This window comes from Streptomyces sp. NPDC048521 (assembly GCF_043199855.1).
Lineage (GTDB): Bacteria > Actinomycetota > Actinomycetes > Streptomycetales > Streptomycetaceae > Streptomyces.
Genome location: NZ_JBICWR010000002.1, coordinates 196,272 through 214,043 on the forward strand (window position 1 = coordinate 196,272; position 17,772 = coordinate 214,043).

15 protein-coding genes and 1 pseudogene are annotated in these 17,772 nt (G+C 74.1%); 8 read left to right on the forward strand and 8 right to left on the reverse strand.

Going from position 1 to position 17,772, the window contains the following annotated elements:
- Positions 1-66: 66 nt before the first annotated feature.
- Positions 67-2,205: a phage holin family protein gene (locus ACGFRF_RS05285; protein ID WP_393737254.1), complete on the reverse strand. Its 2,139-nt coding sequence runs from the start codon at positions 2,203-2,205 to the stop codon at positions 67-69.
- Between the two features lie 163 nt (positions 2,206-2,368).
- Complete coding sequence (locus ACGFRF_RS05290) at positions 2,369-2,770, reverse strand: hypothetical protein (protein WP_393737673.1); 402 nt, start codon at positions 2,768-2,770, stop codon at positions 2,369-2,371.
- A 114-nt stretch (positions 2,771-2,884) separates the two neighbouring features.
- Here ACGFRF_RS05290 and ACGFRF_RS05295 point away from each other — a divergent pair, with 114 nt between their 5' ends.
- On the forward strand, positions 2,885-3,658 hold the full coding sequence (locus ACGFRF_RS05295; RefSeq protein ID WP_393737674.1) for an MBL fold metallo-hydrolase: 774 nt from the start codon (positions 2,885-2,887) through the stop codon (positions 3,656-3,658).
- Complete coding sequence (locus ACGFRF_RS05300) at positions 3,655-4,287, forward strand: DedA family protein (RefSeq protein WP_393737255.1); 633 nt, start codon at positions 3,655-3,657, stop codon at positions 4,285-4,287. The genes ACGFRF_RS05295 and ACGFRF_RS05300 overlap by 4 nt, the downstream gene beginning before the upstream one ends.
- 97 nt (positions 4,288-4,384) lie before the next feature.
- Here the strand turns inward: ACGFRF_RS05300 and ACGFRF_RS05305 are convergent, their stop codons facing one another.
- The 3 genes from ACGFRF_RS05305 to ACGFRF_RS05315 form a co-directional block, all read right to left on the reverse strand.
- A complete protein-coding gene (locus ACGFRF_RS05305) occupies positions 4,385-5,509 on the reverse strand; it encodes an MBL fold metallo-hydrolase (protein WP_393737256.1) in 1,125 nt (374 codons plus the stop codon).
- Positions 5,506-6,762: an aminotransferase class I/II-fold pyridoxal phosphate-dependent enzyme gene (locus ACGFRF_RS05310; RefSeq protein WP_393737257.1), complete on the reverse strand. Its 1,257-nt coding sequence runs from the start codon at positions 6,760-6,762 to the stop codon at positions 5,506-5,508. The genes ACGFRF_RS05305 and ACGFRF_RS05310 overlap by 4 nt, the downstream gene beginning before the upstream one ends.
- 337 nt (positions 6,763-7,099) lie before the next feature.
- Positions 7,100-8,275 (reverse strand): hypothetical protein, encoded by a 1,176-nt coding sequence (locus tag ACGFRF_RS05315; protein ID WP_393737258.1) that lies wholly within the window; start codon positions 8,273-8,275, stop codon positions 7,100-7,102.
- Positions 8,276-8,689: 414 nt separating this feature from the next.
- Between ACGFRF_RS05315 and ACGFRF_RS05320 the strand changes: the two genes are divergently transcribed.
- From ACGFRF_RS05320 to ACGFRF_RS05335, 4 genes are all read left to right on the forward strand, one after another.
- The gene (locus ACGFRF_RS05320) at positions 8,690-10,486 is read left to right on the forward strand and encodes a thiamine pyrophosphate-requiring protein (protein WP_393737259.1); all 1,797 of its coding nucleotides are present in this window, start codon (positions 8,690-8,692) and stop codon (positions 10,484-10,486) included.
- A gap of 105 nt (positions 10,487-10,591) precedes the next feature.
- Positions 10,592-10,969, forward strand: coding sequence for a DUF2795 domain-containing protein (locus ACGFRF_RS05325; protein ID WP_393737260.1), 378 nt, complete (start codon positions 10,592-10,594; stop codon positions 10,967-10,969).
- Positions 10,966-11,619, forward strand: a complete 654-nt coding sequence (locus tag ACGFRF_RS05330; RefSeq protein WP_393737261.1) for a diguanylate cyclase — start codon at positions 10,966-10,968, stop codon at positions 11,617-11,619. The genes ACGFRF_RS05325 and ACGFRF_RS05330 overlap by 4 nt, the downstream gene beginning before the upstream one ends.
- A gap of 5 nt (positions 11,620-11,624) precedes the next feature.
- On the forward strand, positions 11,625-12,167 hold the full coding sequence (locus ACGFRF_RS05335) for a type 1 glutamine amidotransferase domain-containing protein (RefSeq protein ID WP_393737262.1): 543 nt from the start codon (positions 11,625-11,627) through the stop codon (positions 12,165-12,167).
- Between the two features lie 96 nt (positions 12,168-12,263).
- Here ACGFRF_RS05335 and ACGFRF_RS05340 read toward each other — a convergent pair.
- Positions 12,264-12,628: pseudogene (locus tag ACGFRF_RS05340) on the reverse strand (DUF6158 family protein).
- Between ACGFRF_RS05340 and ACGFRF_RS05345 the strand changes: the two are divergent.
- On the forward strand, positions 12,608-13,723 hold the full coding sequence (locus ACGFRF_RS05345; RefSeq protein WP_393737263.1) for a Vms1/Ankzf1 family peptidyl-tRNA hydrolase: 1,116 nt from the start codon (positions 12,608-12,610) through the stop codon (positions 13,721-13,723). The pseudogene ACGFRF_RS05340 and the gene ACGFRF_RS05345 overlap by 21 nt on opposite strands.
- A gap of 63 nt (positions 13,724-13,786) precedes the next feature.
- Here the strand turns inward: ACGFRF_RS05345 and ACGFRF_RS05350 are convergent, their stop codons facing one another.
- Both ACGFRF_RS05350 and ACGFRF_RS05355 read right to left on the reverse strand, forming a co-directional pair.
- Entirely contained in the window at positions 13,787-15,406 is a 1,620-nt protein-coding gene (locus ACGFRF_RS05350) for an ABC-F family ATP-binding cassette domain-containing protein (protein WP_393737264.1), read from the reverse strand.
- Between the two features lie 42 nt (positions 15,407-15,448).
- Complete coding sequence (locus ACGFRF_RS05355; protein ID WP_393737265.1) at positions 15,449-16,108, reverse strand: histidine phosphatase family protein; 660 nt, start codon at positions 16,106-16,108, stop codon at positions 15,449-15,451.
- Between the two features lie 80 nt (positions 16,109-16,188).
- Here ACGFRF_RS05355 and ACGFRF_RS05360 point away from each other — a divergent pair, with 80 nt between their 5' ends.
- A complete protein-coding gene (locus ACGFRF_RS05360; RefSeq protein WP_393737266.1) occupies positions 16,189-17,679 on the forward strand; it encodes a bifunctional phosphatase PAP2/diacylglycerol kinase family protein in 1,491 nt (496 codons plus the stop codon).
- Positions 17,680-17,772: the final 93 nt, after the last annotated feature.

A 17,772-nucleotide genomic window follows, 5' to 3' on the forward strand; every position in this document is an offset into this window, starting at 1 on the left:
ACGGCGACGGCAGCCTGCGAAGCGGGGATTCGTGTGGGCGTGCGGCGGTGCGGGCGCAGCCGGATTTCAGGCGGCCCGCTCCTCCTCCACGGCCGTGGTGAGCGGTACCTGCGGTCCGTCCAGCTCGCCCAGCCAGCGGCGCAGGACGTGGTGCACCTGCTCGGCGCCGGTCAGCCGCTCCCCGTCCCCGACGGGTGCGGACAGGTCCAGCGGGGAGAGCAGGAACGGGCGCGACTGGGCGCCGCCGAGGCCGCCGTGGGAGCCGATCTGTTCCTCGAAGGCGAGGACTTCGCCGTCGGCGGGGTCATGGGCGGAGTTCACCATGATGTCCGCGGTGTGCGGGAAGGAGTGGGTGCGGCGGACGGCGTCGGCGGCGCCGGGGCCGAAGCGGGCCAGCGGGCCGGAGGTGTCGTCGAGTTCGGCCAGCGGGATCTCGGCGCCGTAGGCGCCCAGCACGACACCGCCGTGCGCCTCGCTGCGCACCAGCAGGAAGCCGATGCCGGGGTGGTTGGCGAGGGTGGTGAGCAGGGCGGGGTGGCGGGCGTCGATCTCCTCCTTGGTCATGCGGTGCGGCACGTCCGGGAAGGAGACCAGGCCGAGATTGCCGGAGGCCAGCACGATCGGTTCCGGGCCGCGGGCGGAGCGGTGGTGCGTGCCGTTCTCCTCCACGGGCCGGCGCAGGGCCGCGCGGACGGCGGCGCGGGCCTCGGCACCGCTGTGGGTGCGTTCGGCGCGGCGGGGGACGGGCAGTCCGCAGCCGGCCCGGACCAGGTCGCCGAGGGTGAGGCCGTAGCGGGCGTGGAAGGTCTCGCCGGGGCTCTGCCCGTGGTCGGAGAGGACGACGATCCGGTACGGGCGCGGGGCGTGTTCGGCGACCCGTGCGAGGAGCGCGAGGGACCGGTCGAGGCGCTGCAGTACCTTCTCGGCGTCCCGGCTGTGCGGTCCGGAGTGGTGGGCGACCTCGTCGTAGGCGACGAGGTCGGCGTAGACGGCGGTGCGGCCGGCCAGCATGTCCCCCAGCACCGCGGCGACGACGACGTCCCGTTCGACCACGGTGGCGAAGGCACGGACGAAGGGATAGAGCCCGCCGCGGCTGACCCGGGGCCGCTGTCTGCGGATGCGGGCGCGGGTGGACTGGCCTATCTCGCGGACCACCTCGGCGACGAAGGACAGGGCGGTGCGCACGGCGTTGGCGGGGTCGGAGAAGTAGGCGAAGTACCCGGCGCGGGAACGGTTCTCCCGGCTGCGGCGGCGGACGGCGATGGACAGGACGAGGGCCTGTTCGCCGGCGCCCCCGCTGAACAGGTTGCCGCGGCTGGCGCCGTCGAGGGCGAGCAGTCCGCCGTCGCCCGTGTGCGCTGTCGCGCGGCGCTGCAGCTCGGCGGCGCTGGTCGGGCGATTGCAGACCATCACCTCGCCCCGGTCCTTCTCGTACCAGCGGAAGGCCGGCACGTCGAAGGTGCTGCCGTGCAGGATGCCGAGCTGGCTGGCGCCGGTCTGACTGGACCAGTCGGTGTGCCAGGGGGTGAGGCGGTGGGTGGGCCGGGGGCGGGCGGTCGTCGGCCGCGTACCGTCGGCGGATTGCGGGGGGTCGCCCGCCGGCTGTGCGCCGTCGGCTGCCGCCAGCCAGCGGGCGACGGTCGGCATCAGGCCCTTGCCGACGGCCTCCATGAGCACGTCATGGCCCACGCCGTCGAGCTGGACGCAGACCAGGCCGGGGGCGGACGGACAGGGCGGCTCGGCCCGGCGGCCGCGGGTGGCGAGCCGGTGCAGGCGGCGCCGGTAGGTCTCGTCGTCGCGTACGGCGAGGGCGGCGCCGGTGGCCGAGGCGACGGCGGACATCACGGCGGCGACGATGACGGCGGTCTCCGGGGCGGCCTCGCCGCGGCCGGAGGGATTGATGCGCAGGGCGAGCAGCAGCAGGGAACCGTTGAGGAAGAAGACCAGCAGGCCGAGCACCAGGGCGGGCACGAGCAGCAGCAGCCGGACCAGGAGCGGCCAGACAACGGCCGAGAGCACACCGAAGGCGCCGGCCCCGCAGGCGGCGGCGATGGCGATACGGGTGGCGCTGTCGCCGTCGGCGGACTGGAGCTGGAAGTCGGGCAGGAGCCCGGCGAGGACCAGCATGGTGAGCGTGGAGGCCGCCCATACGGCGATGCTCCGCCCGACCTGACTGGCGATCCGCCGCCACCGCACGCCTCGCATGCCCCGCACACCTCACGTCCCGGCCCTCCCCCAGCCCGGGCGAGGGGACCCCCATCTCGCTTCGCTCGGCCCATCGGGCCGGGCTCCACCTTGTCATACCGGGCAGGGCACGCTCGGGGCCGTATCGGGCGAAACCCGGTCCGGGCGGGTCACAGGGGGCGCGTCACCGTCCGTCGTAACCGGCCGTCGGCATCGACAGGCGCCGGTGCACGCGTGCCTTCATCTGGGCGTCGTACGACGGCTCGGCCCGTCCGACCGTCTCCACGCGCACGCCCCGGCGCGCGCACTCGGCGGTGAACTCCTCCACCGACGACAGGGCCCGCTCGAGCACCCGCAGACTGGGCGCGACGAACACGTCCACCCCCGGCCGCACCCCGTCCCACAGGGCGCAATGGTCGAAACGCAGGCCGCCGACGAGCAGTTCCCGGGCGACGACGTAGCCGCGCTCGGCCGCCCAGCGGGCGCACATCGCGTGCTGGCTGCGGGAGTCCACCAGGAAGGGGTCGGCCTCCAGTTCCTCCAGAGGTGTCAGGCTGGCGATGGCGGTGACCCGCACCGGCGTGATCGCGCCGAAGGCACCCCGTAGCTGTCCCATGGCGTCCCCCTCACCTCCGGGTTTCGCCGCCGACCCTACTCCTGCCCGTAGGCTTCGGGGAGTCGCGTGAAGGAGGCGAAGGAGGTGCCGGTGGAGATCACCTGGTGGGGTCACGCAACCTGCACGGTGGAGGATGCGAACACACGGGTGCTCACCGATCCCCTGTTCGCCAGGCGGCTGGCGCATCTGCGGCGCCGCCGGGGTGCCGTACCGCCCGCCGAGGCCCGCCGCGCCGACGTCGTGCTCGTCAGTCACCTGCACGCCGACCATCTGCATCTGCCCTCGCTGGCCGGCCTCGCCCCGGGCACGCGCCTGCTCGTGCCCCGGGGCGCACCACGTGCGGTACCCGGTTTGCGCCGGCTGCGGTGGCTGCGGATCACCGAGGTGGTGCCCGGGGACGAGGTGCGGATAGGTGACCTGCTGGTGCGGGTGGTGCCGGCACTGCACGACGGGCGGCGGCTGCCGGTGGGCCCGCACCGCTCGCCGGCGCTCGGCTACGTCGTGGCGGGCGAGGCGCGCACCTACTTCGCCGGGGACACCGGGCTGTTCGACGGCATGGCCGAGCGGGTCGGGCCGGTGGATGTGGCGCTGCTGCCGGTGGGCGGCTGGGGGCCGTATCTCGGTGAGGGGCATCTGGACGCCGGGCGGGCGGCGCGGGCGCTGGCCCGGCTGGCGCCGCGCGTGGCGGTGCCGGTGCACTACGGGACGTACTGGCCGATCGGGATGGACGCGGTGCGCCCGCACGAATTCCATGCGCCGGGCGACGAGTTCGTGCGGCTGGCGGCCGTGGCCGCGCCGCAGGTGGCGGTGCACAAGCTGGGGCACGGGGAGAGTGTCCGGCTGGAGGTCGCCCGGTGAGCCGGCCGGCCCTGGCCGCGGTGCTGGCCGCCGCGTCCACGTCGACCGTGCCTCCGGAGTCGACGCAGCAGGCGCTCGGCTATCCGTCGTTGTTCCTGCTGGTGCTGATCGGCGCGCTGGTGCCGGTGGTGCCGACCGGGGCGCTGGTGAGTTCGGCGGCGGTGGTGGCGTTCCATCAGACGGCACCGTTCTCGCTGTTCCTGGTGTTCGTGACGGCGTCGCTGGCCGCGTTCCTGGGGGATGCGGCGCTGTACTGGCTGGGGCGGCGCGGGATGCGGTCGAAGAACGGCTCGCGGTGGCTGGCCGCGATCCGGTCGAGGGCGCCGGAGGAGCGGCTGGCGCAGGCGCGGGGGAAGCTGGCCGAGCATGGGGTCGCGGTGCTGGTGTTGTCCCGGCTCGTCCCCGCGGGGCGCATACCGGTGATGCTGGCGTGCCTGATGGCCGACTGGCCGCTGCGGAGGTTCGCGCGGGGAAATGTGGCCGCGTGCCTGGCATGGGCCGCCACCTACCAGGTGGTCGGTGTTCTGGGGGGTTCGTTGTTCGAGGAGCCGTGGGAGGGGGTCGTGGTGGCGGTCGCGCTGACCGTGGTGATCAGCGCGGTCCCGAGTGCGGTGCGGCGTTTTCGATAGCGCCGTCGGGGGTGTCCGCCGGCTTTGGGCCGCGGCTTCGCATGCGGCTGGTCGCGCCGGTACGACGGAGCCGCGCACCGGCACAGCCCCGCGCCCCTTACGGGGCGCCGCCCTCCAGCACCTTCGATCCGCCCACCGGGAGATCCCACAGGTCCGCCCGCTCCAGTCCCGCCTTCTCCCAGGCCACCCGCACCCGGGTGAGCGGTTCGAGGACCGGCTCCGCCGAGAGGATGAAGGTGCCCCAGTGCATCGGGGCCATGCGGTGGGCGCCGAGGTCGAGGGTGGCCTGCACCGCGTCCTCCGGGTCGCAGTGGACGTCGCTGAGCCACCAGCGGGGGTCGTAGGCGCCGATGGGCATCAGGGCGAGGTCGATGCCGGGGTAGCGGCGGCCGATGCGGGAGAACCAGTGGCCGTAACCGGTGTCGCCGGCGAAGTACAGGCGCTGTCCCTCGGGGGCGGTGAGGACCCAGCCGCCCCAGAGGCTGTGGCAGGTGTCGGTGAGGGTGCGCTTGGACCAGTGGTGCGCGGGCACGAAGTCGAAGCGCACGCCGGACAGTTCCGCGCCTTCCCACCAGTCCAGCTCGGTGACGCAGGTGAACCGGCGGCGGCGGAACCAGCGGCCGAGGCCGGCGGGTACGAACACCGGGGTGTCGCGCGGGAGCCGGCGCAGGGTGGGAGCGTCGAGGTGGTCGTAGTGATTGTGGCTGATGACGACGGCGTCGACCCGGGGCAGGGTGTCCCAGGCGACGCCGACGGGGGTGATGCGGGCCGGGGTGCCGAGGATGCGTCGGGACCAGACGGGGTCGGTGAGGACGGTCAGGCCGCCGATCCGCAGGATCCAACTGGCGTGTCCCGCCCAGGTGACGGCGAGGGTGCGGGTGTCGACGCGGGGCAGCGGGGCGGGTGCGTACGGGAGCCGGGGGATGTCGGCGAGGCCTTCCGGTCCAGGGCGTACGGCGCCTTCGCGGGCGAAGCGGGCGAGGGACTTGAGGCCGGGCAGGGGGGCGGTGAGCCGGTCGTGGAAGGTCCGTGGCCAGACCCGGTGTTCGCCGAGGGGGCGGGGCTCGGCCAGCGGTGGGAAAGGGCGCGCGAGCGGGGCCGGCACGTCGGCTGCGCCGGTCGCCTCGGTCGTCGTGGTGCCCGCGGTCGTCGTGGTCGTGGTGGTCGTCGTGGTCGTGGTGGTCGTGGTGGTCGATCCGGGCTCATGCGTCTGCTGCGTCATCGAGGAGGCTCCCATCGCTGAGCGTCGTCGCGGAGATCGTCGAGGACCGACCGCAAGGAGTTCAACGCGCGTTGCACGTGCGGCAGTTCCAACGGCGCGGGTGACGTGAGGCATTCCGTGCGTTCCTCGTCCGTGCCGCCCAGCAGGGGGCCGGTGGCGAGCCGTACGCGCAGGGCCCCGAGGTCGTCGCCGAAGCGGTGGCCGCCGGGCGCGGGCATACCGAGCCGGGCGGTGAGGAGGTCCTCCAGTTCCTGCGCGTCGCCGACGCCTTGCGCGGCGAGCGGTTCACGCAGCGGACCGAGGTCGGCGTACAGGTGGCGGCCGGCCTGGGGCGGGCGGGCGAGCGCGCCGGCGGCTACGACCGCGGCGTACGCGGCGGCGGCCACGCGCGCGTGCAGCCGTACGGTGGCCTCGCGGCGCTCGGTGACAGGCGGGGGTTCGTCGAGGGCGTATCCGGCGGCCGCGGCGACGGGGACCGCGATCCGGGCGCCCAGCGCGGTGAGGATGTCCAGCACGCGCGCGTGGAGGCGCTGCCCGGTCTCGGTGGCCGGGAAGCGGGCGACGGCGGCGGGCCAGCCGGGGGGCAGCAGGGAGCCGGCCAGATCGGTGACGACGGTGACCCGGTCGGGCCACATCTCGGCGGGGCTGAGCAGCACGGTCCCGTGCGGGTCGTGCAACGTGTCGCGCCAGGTCTCGTCGCTGACCAGGTGCAGTCCCTCGGCCGCGGCGGCCTCGACGGTCTCGTGCAGCAGTTCGGGCGGGGCGACGGTCGCGGTGGGGTCGTCGGCGACGGACAGCACCAGCAGCCGTGGATCGCCGCCCTCGGCGCGGACCCGGCGGACGGTCTCCAGCAGGGCGTACGGGTCGGGGACGCCACCACTCTCGGGGGGTGTGGGCACGTGGAAGACGGGCCGGCCGAGAAGCCGGGCGTAAGGCGCCCACCAGGCGGCGCAGGGGCGGGGTACGAGAACGTCGGCGCCGTCGCCGGAGAGGGCGGCGGTGAGGGCGAGCAGCAGTGCGGGAGCGCCGGGACCGGCGGCCACCTGGTCGGGGACGCAGGGCAGTCCGCGGCGGGTCCAGTAGCCGCAGGCCGCTTCCAGCAGGACGGGGGCGCCGCCGACGGGCTGGGCGTCCGCGCGGTCCGCGGCGGCGGCGAGCACGGCGGACAGCTCGGGGAGCACGGGCAGGCCGTCGCCGGGCAGGGGCGGGCCGTAGCGGACGGGGCCGTGGCCCTCGGGGTCCGTCCGCCGCATGTCCGCCTCCGCGCAGTCCGTGGTGCCGGGTGCCGTCCCGTCCGGGCCGTGGTGCCGCCGGGAACCGCTGTGTGGTGTCCGGTGAGGTGCGGGTGCCCGCCGGCCGCCGTCCTTCGGCCTACCGGGCGCCGTTGTCGCCGGTTCCGCTGTGCCGTGTGTGCGTCCGGTGCGCGTTCCCGCGCCGGCTACCGTGTGCCGTCGCGTCCGGATCTGTGCTCTCCTCGCTGTCTGCCGCCGCGCCGGGTGCGGTGGGTGTGGTGCTCGTTGCCGGTGTGTCCTCGGGAGGGTGTGTACCCGCCGGACGGCGCTCCATGGCCGGTCCCCGGAGTTGTCCGGGTCACAGACCCGTGGGCCGGCCTCCCGCGGACCGCCTGCGCCCGTACACCCGGTAGGCGGCCGCGCCGCAGCCGGCGGCCATGAACACACCGCCGGCGGCGAGGGCCGGTAGCGAGTCGTCGAAGATGCCTCCCGCCCCGGCCTCCACTCCGCGCTGCACGGACGCCTGGCCGCATCCGCCGGTGCCCTGCGGCTCACGGCAGGTACGGCCGTCCGGGCATGCCCCGCCGTGCGACTCCTCGCACCTGCCGCCGCCGTCGGTGCAGGACGCTCCGCGGGACCCCTCGTCCTCGTCCTTCTGGCACGGGGACCGGTCCGGGCACGCCTCGTTCTCCTGGCAGGACCCCTCTTCCTGGCAGGACGCCCCCTCCCGGCACCGGCCGTCGTCGCCGCACGGCTCGGCGTCCTCGCAGACCTGGGTGCCGCCGCACGGCCCCGGTTCGGCGCACGCGCCGCCGTCGTCGCCGTGGGCGACGGTGTAGGTCGCACTCCACGGCCTGCCCGTTCTGCCGGTGGCGGCCGGGCAGGTGCCGTCGACGGTCCAAGCGGCGTCCCGGTCGGTACCGGCGGGATCGCCCTCGACCTCGGCGTCTGCCGGGTCGCCCTCGGCCTCGGCGCCGACGGAATCGCCCCCGGCCTCGGCGTCGGCGTCGGCGTCGGCGTCCGCGGGATCGTCAGCGGCCTTGGCGCCGACGGAATCACCCTCGGCGCTGGCGGGATCGCCGGCGGCCTCGGCGCCGACGGAATCACCCTCGGCCTCGGCGTCGGCGGGATCGCCGGCGGCCTGCCCGCCTATGTCTGCGTCGGCGGCCTGCCCGCCTATGTCAGCGTCCGCGGCCTGCCCGCCTGTGGGCGCGTCGGAGGCCTTCGCGTCGGCGGCCACGCGGGCGGTGCCCCGGTAGGCGAGGCCGGTGGCGCCGGTCTCTTGGTCCGCGTCACCGGTGACCCGGGTCAGGTGCGCGGTGCCGCCCTCGAAGCCCGGTGAGGCGGCGTCCAGGGTCTGCGGCGCCGGGCCGGTGACGGCATCGCAGGTCACGGACACGGTGACGGTGCCGCCGGGCAGGACGGTGCCGGGACTGGCTTCGGCGGCGGGATCCGCCAGGGCGGCGGGCCCGGCGAGGGCGAGCGCGGCACCGGCGGCGAAGACGACGGACAGGGCACGGGCGGTGCGGCGCATGGGACGTGCTCCTCGGCGGCTACGGCGGCTGGGCCGGGCGGCGATACGCCGGGGCACCGGGAACGGCGGTACGGCGGTACGGCCGTGCGGCGCCACGGGTACGGGGCACGGGTCGTGCCCTCGCTGCCATCACAGCCCGCGCGGCGTCGTACCGCGCGCGGCCGCAGCCCATTCGCGGGACACGAACGGCCGGCCGGGTGACAGGGGAGGCTCCGGCAGGCGGGTGACGACCGGACGTGCCGACAGGCAGCGCGTGACCACCCGACGCACCGCCAGGCCTGCGTATGACCACCCGACGCACCGCCAGGCGGGTGGGTGGACGACGGCCCGCGGAGGTTTTCCGTCTCCCCCGCAGGTGACTCGGTAAGCGCTGACCGGATCGTCCGCTTCGTACTGCACCGGGGAGGTCCCTCCATGAGCACCAAGGTCTCCGACCACATCCTCGAGCGCCTGCGCGCCTGGGGCGTCGAACAGGTCTTCGGCTATCCGGGCGACGGCATCAACGGGCTGCTCGCGGCCTGGGGCCGCGCCGACGACCAGCCGCGGTTCATCCAGTCCCGGCACGAGGAGATGTCCGCGTTCGAGGCCGTCGGGTACGCCAAGTTCAGCGGCAGGCTCGGCGTGTGCGCGGCGACCTCGGGGCCGGGCGCGATCCACCTGCTCAACGGCCTGTACGACGCGAAGCTGGACCATGTGCCGGTGGTGGCGATCGTCGGCCAGACGAACCGGACGGCGATGGGCGGCTCCTACCAGCAGGAAGTGGACCTGCACACGCTGTACAAGGACGTCGCCTCGGAGTTCGTCGAGACGGTGACGGTGCCCGAGCAGCTGCCGAACGTGCTGGACCGGGCGATCCGTACCGCCTACGCCCGGCGCTGCCCGACCGCGCTGATCATCCCCGGTGACGTGCAGGAGCTGGACTACTCACCGCCCACGCACGAGTTCAAGATGGTGCCCTCCAGCCTGGGCATGAGCGACTACACGGCGACCCCGACGGACGAGGCGCTGCGCCGGGCGGCGGACGTCCTGAACGAGGGCGACAAGGTGGCGATCCTGGTCGGGCAGGGTGCCGCCGGCGCGGTCGTGGAGGTGCAGGAGATCGCCGAGCTGCTCGGCGCGGGTGTCGCGAAGGCGCTGCTCGGCAAGGACGTGCTGAGCGACGAGCTGCCGTACGTCACCGGGCCGATCGGCCTGCTGGGCAGCAGGCCCTCGTACGAGCTGATGCGGGACTGCGACACGCTGCTGACGATCGGTTCGTCGTTCCCGTACACGCAGTTCATGCCGGACTTCGGCAAGGCGCGGGGCGTGCAGATCGACCTCGATCCGCACATGATCGGCATGCGTTACCCGTACGAGGTGAATCTCGTCGGTGACGCCAAGGCGACGCTGCGGCGGCTGATCCCCCTGCTGAAGACCGACCGGGGCGGACGCGAGTGGTACGACACGGTGTGCGCGAACGTGCGCCGCTGGCACGAGACGATGGAGCGGCGGGCCGGTCTGTCGGCCGACCCGATCAACCCGGAGTACGTGGCCCGCGCCCTCGACCCGCTGCTGCCGGACAACGCGATCCTCACCTCCGACTCCGGATCGGTCGCCAACTGGTACGCGCGGCACATCACCATGCGGCCGGGCATGCGGGGCTCGCTGTCCGGGACGCTGGCGACGATGGGGCCGGGTGTGCCGTACGCGATCGGCGCCAAGTTCGCGCATCCGGACCGGCCGGTCTTCGCGCTGGTCGGGGACGGTGCGATGCAGATGAACGGGCTGGCGGAGATGATCACCGCTGCGAAGTACCGGGACCGCTGGTCGGATCCGCGACTGGTGGTGGGCGTGTGGAACAACCGTGATCTGAACCAGGTGACCTGGGAGATGCGGGCGATGGAAGGCGCCCCGTCGTTCCTGCCGTCGCAGGAGATCCCGGACGTGCAGTACGCGGCGTTCGCCCGTTCGCTCGGCCTGACCGGCATTCGGGTGGAGAAGCCGGAGGAGGTGGAGGCGGGCTGGCGGGCGGCCCTGGAGGCCGACGGGCCGGCCGTGATCGAGTTCCTCACCGACCCCGCGGTACCGCCGATCCCGCCGCACGCCACCTGGGAGCAGATGGAGGCGACGGCCGCGTCCGTCCTCAAGGGCGACGCCGACCGGGGTTCGGTGATGAAGCAGGGGCTGAAGGCGAAGGTGCAGGAGTTCCTGCCGGGCCGGGGCAAGCACTAGCCGGGACCAGCAGGAGGGGAACGGCCGGTTTCCGGCGGCCGGAGCGGGTGTCGGTCTCCGGCCCCCGGGTACGCGGTGCGGACCTTCGACCCTCTGGAGGGAGACATGCAGCGAGGCAGTGACCGGCTGAGCGTCCACCGGGACGACGAGATGAAACACGAGCTGAAGGGTCTTCTCAGGTCCGGGCATCCGACGCGCGTCGAGGAATGGCACGATCCGGAACCGGCCGCGGACGACGACCCGGAGGTCTGGAGCGGGCCGGTGGGCGGCCTGGGATCGCCCGCGTCGCTGGAGCGGCTGCGGCTGGAGCTGGCGCGGCACCTGAGCCGCCACGCGTTTCCCGCGAAGGCGGGCGAGCTGGCGCGGGCGCTGCGCCGGAGCAACGCGCCCGGCGGGCTGATCGACGCGGTGGCGGGTCTGCCGCACGGGGACCAGTACGAGAACCTCCAGCAGCTGGCGAAGGCGCTGGCGGGCGGCGAATGAGCCGGGATCAGGCGGCCGAGATCGCGCGTGACGCGACCGTCGACGTCGGGGACGTCACGACGCGGTTCCTGCTGTACGGGCTGCTGCCCGGCTGGTTCCTGCCGGGACTCGCCGACTGGGCGATGCACCGGCGCACCCGGATCGAGGACACGGCGGGGACGAAGGAGTCCCTGATCCACTCTCTGATGATGGCCGAGGTCGGCCTGCCGATCGCGCTGACCCTGCGCTACGAGATCAATCCGCTGCTGCTGACCGTGCAGCTGGGCGCGGCGGCGGTGCACGAGGCGACGGCGCTGTGGGACGTGCGCACGGCCGTCGACAGCGACCGTGACGTCAAGCCGATCGAGCAGCACGTCCACAGCTTTCTGGAGTCGCTGCCGCTCGGTGGGCTGACGTCGCTGATGTGCCTGCACGCCGATCAGGTGCGGTCGCTGTTGCGGGGCGGACGTGGGGATCCGGACGCATGGCGTCTGGTGCCGCGCCGGCGCCCGCTGTCGCCGGGCTATCTGGCGGGCATCGGTCTGGCGATCGGCGCGTACGTGCTCCTGCCGTACGGCGAGGAGCTGCTGCGCTGCCGGCGGGCGGCCCGGGACAGGAAGCGGCGCGCACGGGCGGCGAAGGCGGCTGTGCGGGCCGGGAAAGGAAGCTGAGGATCATGCGTATCGCGTTTTTGGTGGCGCCCGAGGGCGTGGAGCAGGTCGAGCTGACCGAGCCGTGGAAGGCGGCCTCGGACGCCGGGCACGAGCCGGTGCTGGTGTCGACGGAGTCCGGGAAGATCCAGGCGTTCAATCATCTCGACAAGGCGGACACCTTCCCGGTGGACGAGGTGGTGGGCGAGACGTCGGCCGGTTCGTTCGGCGGCCTGGTGCTGCCGGGCGGGGTGGCCAATCCGGACTTCCTGCGGATGGACGAGAAGGCCGTCGCGTTCGTGAAGGAGTTCTTCGAGCTGGGCCGTCCGGTCGCGGCGATCTGCCATGCGCCGTGGACGCTGGTGGAGGCGGACGTCGTGCGCGGCCGGGTGCTGACGTCCTGGCCCAGTCTGCGGACCGACATCCGCAACGCGGGCGGGACCTGGGTGGACGAGCAGGTGAAGATCTGCGACCACGGCTCCAACCAGCTGGTGACCAGCCGCAAGCCGGACGATCTGAAGGCGTTCTGTGACGCGTTCGTGCACGTGTTCGCCGGGGAGGCAGGCTGATCCGCCGCATGGCGTGAGGGCCATCGCGTGAAGGGCCGGTCCGTTCGGGCCGGCCCTTCACGCGTGGGTTGGCTGCCACCGGGTGCCGGGCGCCGGTCAGGTGCCGGACGTGTCCGGAGTCGCCGCCTCGCCGCAGTTGCGCTCACGGGCACCCTCGCGGGTGCGGCCCGCGCTCACCAGGCGGCGCGGGTTGCGGCGCAGGTATTCGCCCTCCAACTGCGCCATGCGCTCGTTGTGGGCCCGCAGCGCGTCGTTGGAGCCGTACAGGAGGGTGTCGTGACGCGTGCGGTGGATCGTCTCCAGCTCCTTCATGAGCTGCTGGTCGTCCAGCCGGCTGGGCTCGACTCCGGTCATGGTGTTCCCCGCTCGTCGTGTTCGTGTGTGCGGTCCGGGTACCCGCCGGGCGTGCACTGCACCCGAGCGGTCTCCGGGAGGAATCCATGGAGCTCGCGTTTCTGCATCCACTGTACGAACATCCCGGGTCGTGGGCCTCCGCGTACGTGGACCTGTCCCAGCACGACGAGGACATGGACCACCGGCGGCACCTGACGGCCGAGGCGGTGTCCCGGCGGCTGCGCGACCAGGGCGCCGACGAGGCCACCTGCCGAGCGGTGTACGACACGGTGGAGGGTCTGCGGCACACGTCGGAGCCGTACGGCCGGGCGGTGTTCGCCCGGGACGGCGAGGTGGTGCTCCAGGTGCCGCTGAGGCAGGCGCCGCCGGACGGCCTGGTGCACTGGGGGACGCTGCCGCATGTGACGCCGCTGCTGGATCTGGCCGGGGAGGACCCGGTGTCGCTGGTGGCGTACATCGACCGCACGGGTGCCGACTTCGAGCTGCGCAGCGCGCTGCTCCACGAGGAGGCCGGGCAGGTGACGGGCCGGCAGTGGCCGATGCACCGGGCGAAGGCCTCCGACTGGTCCGAGCGGCACTTCCAGCTGAAGGTGGAGAACACCTGGGAGCACAACGCACGGGAGGTCGCCGAGGCGCTCGCCACCTGCCAGGCGGAGACCGGCGCCGACCTGCTGATCCTGTGCGGGGAGCAGCGGGAGTGCCGGTCGGTGCACGAGCAGCTGCCGAAGCATCTTCAGGACCGGGTGGTGGAGACCGCGCACGGCATCGGCAGCCGGCTGCTGCCGCGGGAGGTGGAGGACATCCGCGCCCGGCACGTGCGGGAGCGGATACTGGCCGAGGTGGACCGGTACCGGGCGGCCCGGACGCCGGACGAGGAGCGGCGGGCGGCGGCCGTCGAGGGTGTGCCGCAACTGATCGAGGCGGCGCGTGAGCACCGGCTCGCCGAGCTGCTGATCCGCCCGGACGCCCCCGACACGCACCGTGAGGTGTGGATCGGTGAGGACCCCGACCAGCTGGCGGCCCGGCGTACGGAGCTGAGGAACCTGGGCGAGCAGCACTCCTGGCCGGCCCGCGCCGACGACGTGCTCGTGCGGGCGGCCGTGGTGACGAACGCGCCGGTCGTCTCGCTCACCCCCGTCCTGGACCAGACCGGCGACGAGGTCGCGGCGGGCGGCCTGGGCGCGCTGCTGCGCTGGAAGTGACCGCCGGGACAGGGTGAGCGGGTCGGCGCCGGCAGGTCTGCTCCTGCCGGCGTCGTTCCGCGGTTACCGGGCCCGTTCCACCCGGCGTTCGTCCCAGACCGGTGCCGGGGTCTCGCGGACGCGGCCGTCGCTGCCGAAGACGAGGAAGCGGTCGAAGGAGCGGGCGAACCAGCGGTCGTGGGTGACCGCGAGGACCGTGCCGTCGAAGGCCTCCAGGCCCTCCTGGAGGGCCTCCGCGGACTCCAGGTCGAGGTTGTCGGTGGGCTCGTCCAGCAGCAGCGCGGTGGCGCCCGCGAGTTCCAGCAGGAGGATCTGGAAGCGGGCCTGCTGGCCGCCGGAGAGCCGGTCGAAGGACTGCTCGGCCTGCTGGGTCAGCTCGTAGCGGCGCAGCCGGGACATGGCCGCTCCCCGGTCCTGGGAGTGTTCCTTCCACAGGATGTCCAGCAGGGTGCGGCCCTGGAGTTCGGGGTGGGCGTGGGTCTGCGCGAAATGGCCGGGCACCACCCGCGCGCCCAGCTTGAACGCGCCGCTGTGTGCCACGTCCTCGCCGGCGAGCAGCCGCAGGAAGTGCGACTTGCCCGATCCGTTGGAGCCGAGGACGGCGACCCGCTCGCCGTAGAAGACCTCCAGGTCGAAGGGTTTCATCAGGCCGGTCAGCTCGAGTTGCTCGCACGTGACGGCCCGCACGCCGGTGCGGCCGCCCTTGAGGCGCATGGTGATGTCCTGCTCGCGGGGCGGCTCCGGCGGCGGGCCGGCCTCCTCGAACTTGCGCAGTCGGGTCTGGGCGGCCTGGTAGCGGGAGGCCATCTCGTGGCTGACGGCGGCCGCCTGGCGGAGGTTCAGTACCAGCTTCTTCAGCTGGGCGTGCTTCTCGTCCCAGCGTCGGCGCAGCTCCTCGAACCGGGCGAAGCGTTCACGGCGGGCCTCGTGGTAGGTGGCGAAGCCGCCGCCGTGCACCCAGGCGTCGGCGCCGGCCGGCCCCGGCTCGACGGAGACGATCTTCTCGGCGGCGCGGGCCAGGAGTTCCCGGTCGTGGGAGACGAAGAGGACCGTTTTCCGGGTCTCCCCGAGCTGTTCCTCCAGCCAGCGTTTGCCGGGCACGTCGAGGTAGTTGTCCGGCTCGTCCAGCAGCAGCACCTCGTCGGTGCCGCGCAGCAGCGCCTCCAGCACGAGGCGTTTCTGCTCGCCGCCGGAGAGGGTGCGCACCTGCCGCCACTGGGCGCGCTCGTAGGGCACGCCGAGGGCCGCGGTGGTGCACATGTCCCACAGTGTCTCGGCCTCGTAGCCGCGCGCCTCGGCCCAGTCGGCGAGGGCCTGGGCGTACTGCAGCTGGGCGGCCTCGTCGTCGACGGTCATGAGGGCGTGCTCGGCCTCGTCGACGGCCTTCGCCGCCGCGCGGATGCGGGGCGGGGCGACGGAGACTAGCAGGTCCCGTACGGTCGTCTCGTCGCGTACGGAGCCCACGAACTGGCGCATCACGCCGAGGCCGCCGCTGACGGTGACGGTGCCGCCGTGCGGTTTCAGCTCACCGGAGATCAGCCGGAGCAGGGTGGTCTTGCCGGCGCCGTTGGGGCCGACCAGGGCGACGGCTGCGCCTTCGCCGACCCGGAAGGAGACATCGCCGAGCAGCGTCCTCCCGTCGGGGAGGTGGTACTCGAGGTGCGCGGCTTCCAGATGTCCCATGGACAGGCATTCTCCGGGGCCGCCCGGAGCTGCGGCAAACGCTTATCCTTCGGGCCCGTCCAGCGGTTCTCCCGCCGGGCCGCCCTCACCTGCCGGTTCCACGGTGTGGCCCTGCCAGGACAGGGCCTTCCAGCCGTCGGACGGGGAGCCCTCCAGGACGACCACGCCGGTGTTCTCCAGGGGGCGGGCGGCGGCGAAGTCCACGTCGACGTTGTCGGCGCGGGCGGCGGTCCACACGCGGATCGCGGCGCCGTGGCTGACCATGACGACGGTCCGGGCGCCGCTCGCGGCGGCCTCGGCGATCACGGCGTCGTACCGGGCGAGGGCCTCCTCGCCGCTCTCCCCGCCGGGGATGCGCAGGCCGGTGTCCCCGGCCGCCCACGCGAACACGGTGCGCAGGTACAGCTCGCCCTCGGGCGAGTGGCCGGGCCGCATCTCCAGGTCGCCCGCGGCCAGCTCGCGGATGCCGTCGCGGACGAGCACCTCGAGGCCGCGGGCGGCGGCCAGCGGGGCGGCCGTGAGCTGGGCGCGGGTCAGCGTGGAGGCGTACAGGGCCTCGATGTCCTCGCCGGTGAGCGCCTCGGGCAGAGCGGCGGCCTGCGCCTCGCCGAGCGGCGTGAGTCCCGGGCCCGGTGCGGCCGTGTCCAGCAGATGGTCCACGTTGGCCGGGGTCTGGCCGTGGCGGACGAGGAGCAGGCGCATCCGGGGGTCTCCTCACCGCACCGGCCGGACGCCGGCGCACGGCAACACAAGAAACGGGCCCTTCAGGGTAACCGCACCCCATGAGCCCAGACCTGGACCTGACTGCCGTCCCGACCGGCCGCAATGCCCTGCGCAGGCTGCTCCACCTCGACGCCCGGGTGTTCGAGGCGGCCGCCGCCCGGCACTGGCCCGGCGCCGAGCGGGTACTGCCCCGCCTGAGCCGCAGCGCGAACCACGGGGTGCTGTGGTTCGCGACGGCCGCCGCGATGGCGGCGAGCCGCACGCCCCGGTCCCGCCGGGCCGCCGTCAGGGGGCTGGCCTCGCTCGGCCTGGCATCGCTGACGATCAACACCCTCGGCAAGCGTTCGGTGCGCCGGGCCCGGCCGGTGCTGGACCCGGTGCCGCTGGTGCGGCAGCTCAAGCGGCAGCCGATCACCACCTCGTTCCCGTCGGGGCACGCCGCGTCGGCGGCCGCGTTCGCGACCGGGGTCGCGCTGGAGTCGCCGGCGTGGGGGGCGGCGGTGGCGCCGGTGGCGTTCTCGGTGGCGGCCTCCCGCGTGTACACGGGGGTGCACTTCCCGAGCGATGTGCTGGCCGGCGCGGCGCTGGGGGCGGGCGCCGCCTTCCTGGTACGGCGTCTGGTGCCGACCCGGGCGGAGGTCTGGCGGCCCGCCCGGCCGCGTGCCGAGGCGCCGGCGCTGCCCGAGGGCGACGGTCTGGTGGTGGTCGCCAACCGGGCCTCGGGCACGGCGGACCGGGTGCGCGCGCTGCACGAGGCGCTGCCGAAGGCGGAGGTCCTCGAGTGTGCTCCGGAGGAGATCCGGGACACGCTGGCGAAGGCGGCGGCCCGGGCGCGGGTGCTCGGGGTGTGCGGCGGCGACGGCACCGTGAACGCGGCCGCGGAGGTCGCCCTGCGCCACGGTCTGCCGCTCGCGGTGCTGCCCGGCGGCACCCTCAACCATTTCGCCTACGACCTGGGCGTGGAGGACGAACGCGACCTGGCCCGCGCGGTCCGGCACGGCGAGGCGGTCCGGGTGGACGCGGGCCGGTTCGTCACCGCCGACGGCTCGGGGCTGTTCCTCAACACGCTGAGCCTGGGCGTCTATCCGGAGCTGGTGCGGGCGCGGGACCGGTGGTCGCACCGGGTCGGCGGCTGGCCGGCCGGGGTGCTGGGCGCGCTGCGGGTGCTGCGCGCCGACGAGCATCCGCTGGAGGTGGAGGTGAGCGGTGAACGGCGGCCGCTGTGGTTGCTGTTCGTCGGCAACGGCGTCTACCACCGCATGGGCCTGACGCCCGGCCGCCGTACCGACCTGGCGGACGGCCTGCTGGACGTGCGGGTGGTGCACGGCAGCCGGCGGCCGGCGCTCAGGCTGCTCGCCGCGGCGGTCGCCGGCCCGCTGACCCGCTCTCCCGCGCATGCCGAGGTGCAGGTGAACCGGCTGCGGCTGACCGGCATCGCCCCCGGCACCCCGCTGGCCTACGACGGCGAGGTCACGGCGGTGTCGGGCGAGGTGACGCTGGTGAAGCTGCCCGAGGCACTGACGGTCTACCGTCCGCTGCGCGAGTCCTGACGATCCATCAGTCCATGATGCGAAACGTGGGTCTCATCATTCGGCATGCGCGCGTACCGTGACGCGTACCGCCGGGCGGTGCCGCCGGGCACC

Bases quoted from the DNA above. Each gene is read 5' to 3' on its own strand.
- ACGFRF_RS05315 (WP_393737258.1), bottom strand. From the start codon at position 8,275: ATGCGCCGCACCGCCCGTGCCCTGTCCGTCGTCTTCGCCGCCGGTGCC.
- ACGFRF_RS05310 (WP_393737257.1), bottom strand. From the start codon at position 6,762: ATGCGGCGGACGGACCCCGAGGGCCACGGCCCCGTCCGCTACGGCCCG.
- ACGFRF_RS05325 (WP_393737260.1), top strand. From the start codon at position 10,592: ATGCAGCGAGGCAGTGACCGGCTGAGCGTCCACCGGGACGACGAGATG.
- ACGFRF_RS05335 (WP_393737262.1), top strand. From the start codon at position 11,625: ATGCGTATCGCGTTTTTGGTGGCGCCCGAGGGCGTGGAGCAGGTCGAG.
- ACGFRF_RS05350 (WP_393737264.1), bottom strand. From the start codon at position 15,406: ATGGGACATCTGGAAGCCGCGCACCTCGAGTACCACCTCCCCGACGGG.
- ACGFRF_RS05360 (WP_393737266.1), top strand. From the start codon at position 16,189: ATGAGCCCAGACCTGGACCTGACTGCCGTCCCGACCGGCCGCAATGCC.
- ACGFRF_RS05345 (WP_393737263.1), top strand. From the start codon at position 12,608: ATGGAGCTCGCGTTTCTGCATCCACTGTACGAACATCCCGGGTCGTGG.
- ACGFRF_RS05285 (WP_393737254.1), bottom strand. From the start codon at position 2,205: ATGCGAGGCGTGCGGTGGCGGCGGATCGCCAGTCAGGTCGGGCGGAGC.
- ACGFRF_RS05305 (WP_393737256.1), bottom strand. From the start codon at position 5,509: ATGACGCAGCAGACGCATGAGCCCGGATCGACCACCACGACCACCACG.
- ACGFRF_RS05330 (WP_393737261.1), top strand. From the start codon at position 10,966: ATGAGCCGGGATCAGGCGGCCGAGATCGCGCGTGACGCGACCGTCGAC.
- ACGFRF_RS05355 (WP_393737265.1), bottom strand. From the start codon at position 16,108: ATGCGCCTGCTCCTCGTCCGCCACGGCCAGACCCCGGCCAACGTGGAC.
- ACGFRF_RS05320 (WP_393737259.1), top strand. From the start codon at position 8,690: ATGAGCACCAAGGTCTCCGACCACATCCTCGAGCGCCTGCGCGCCTGG.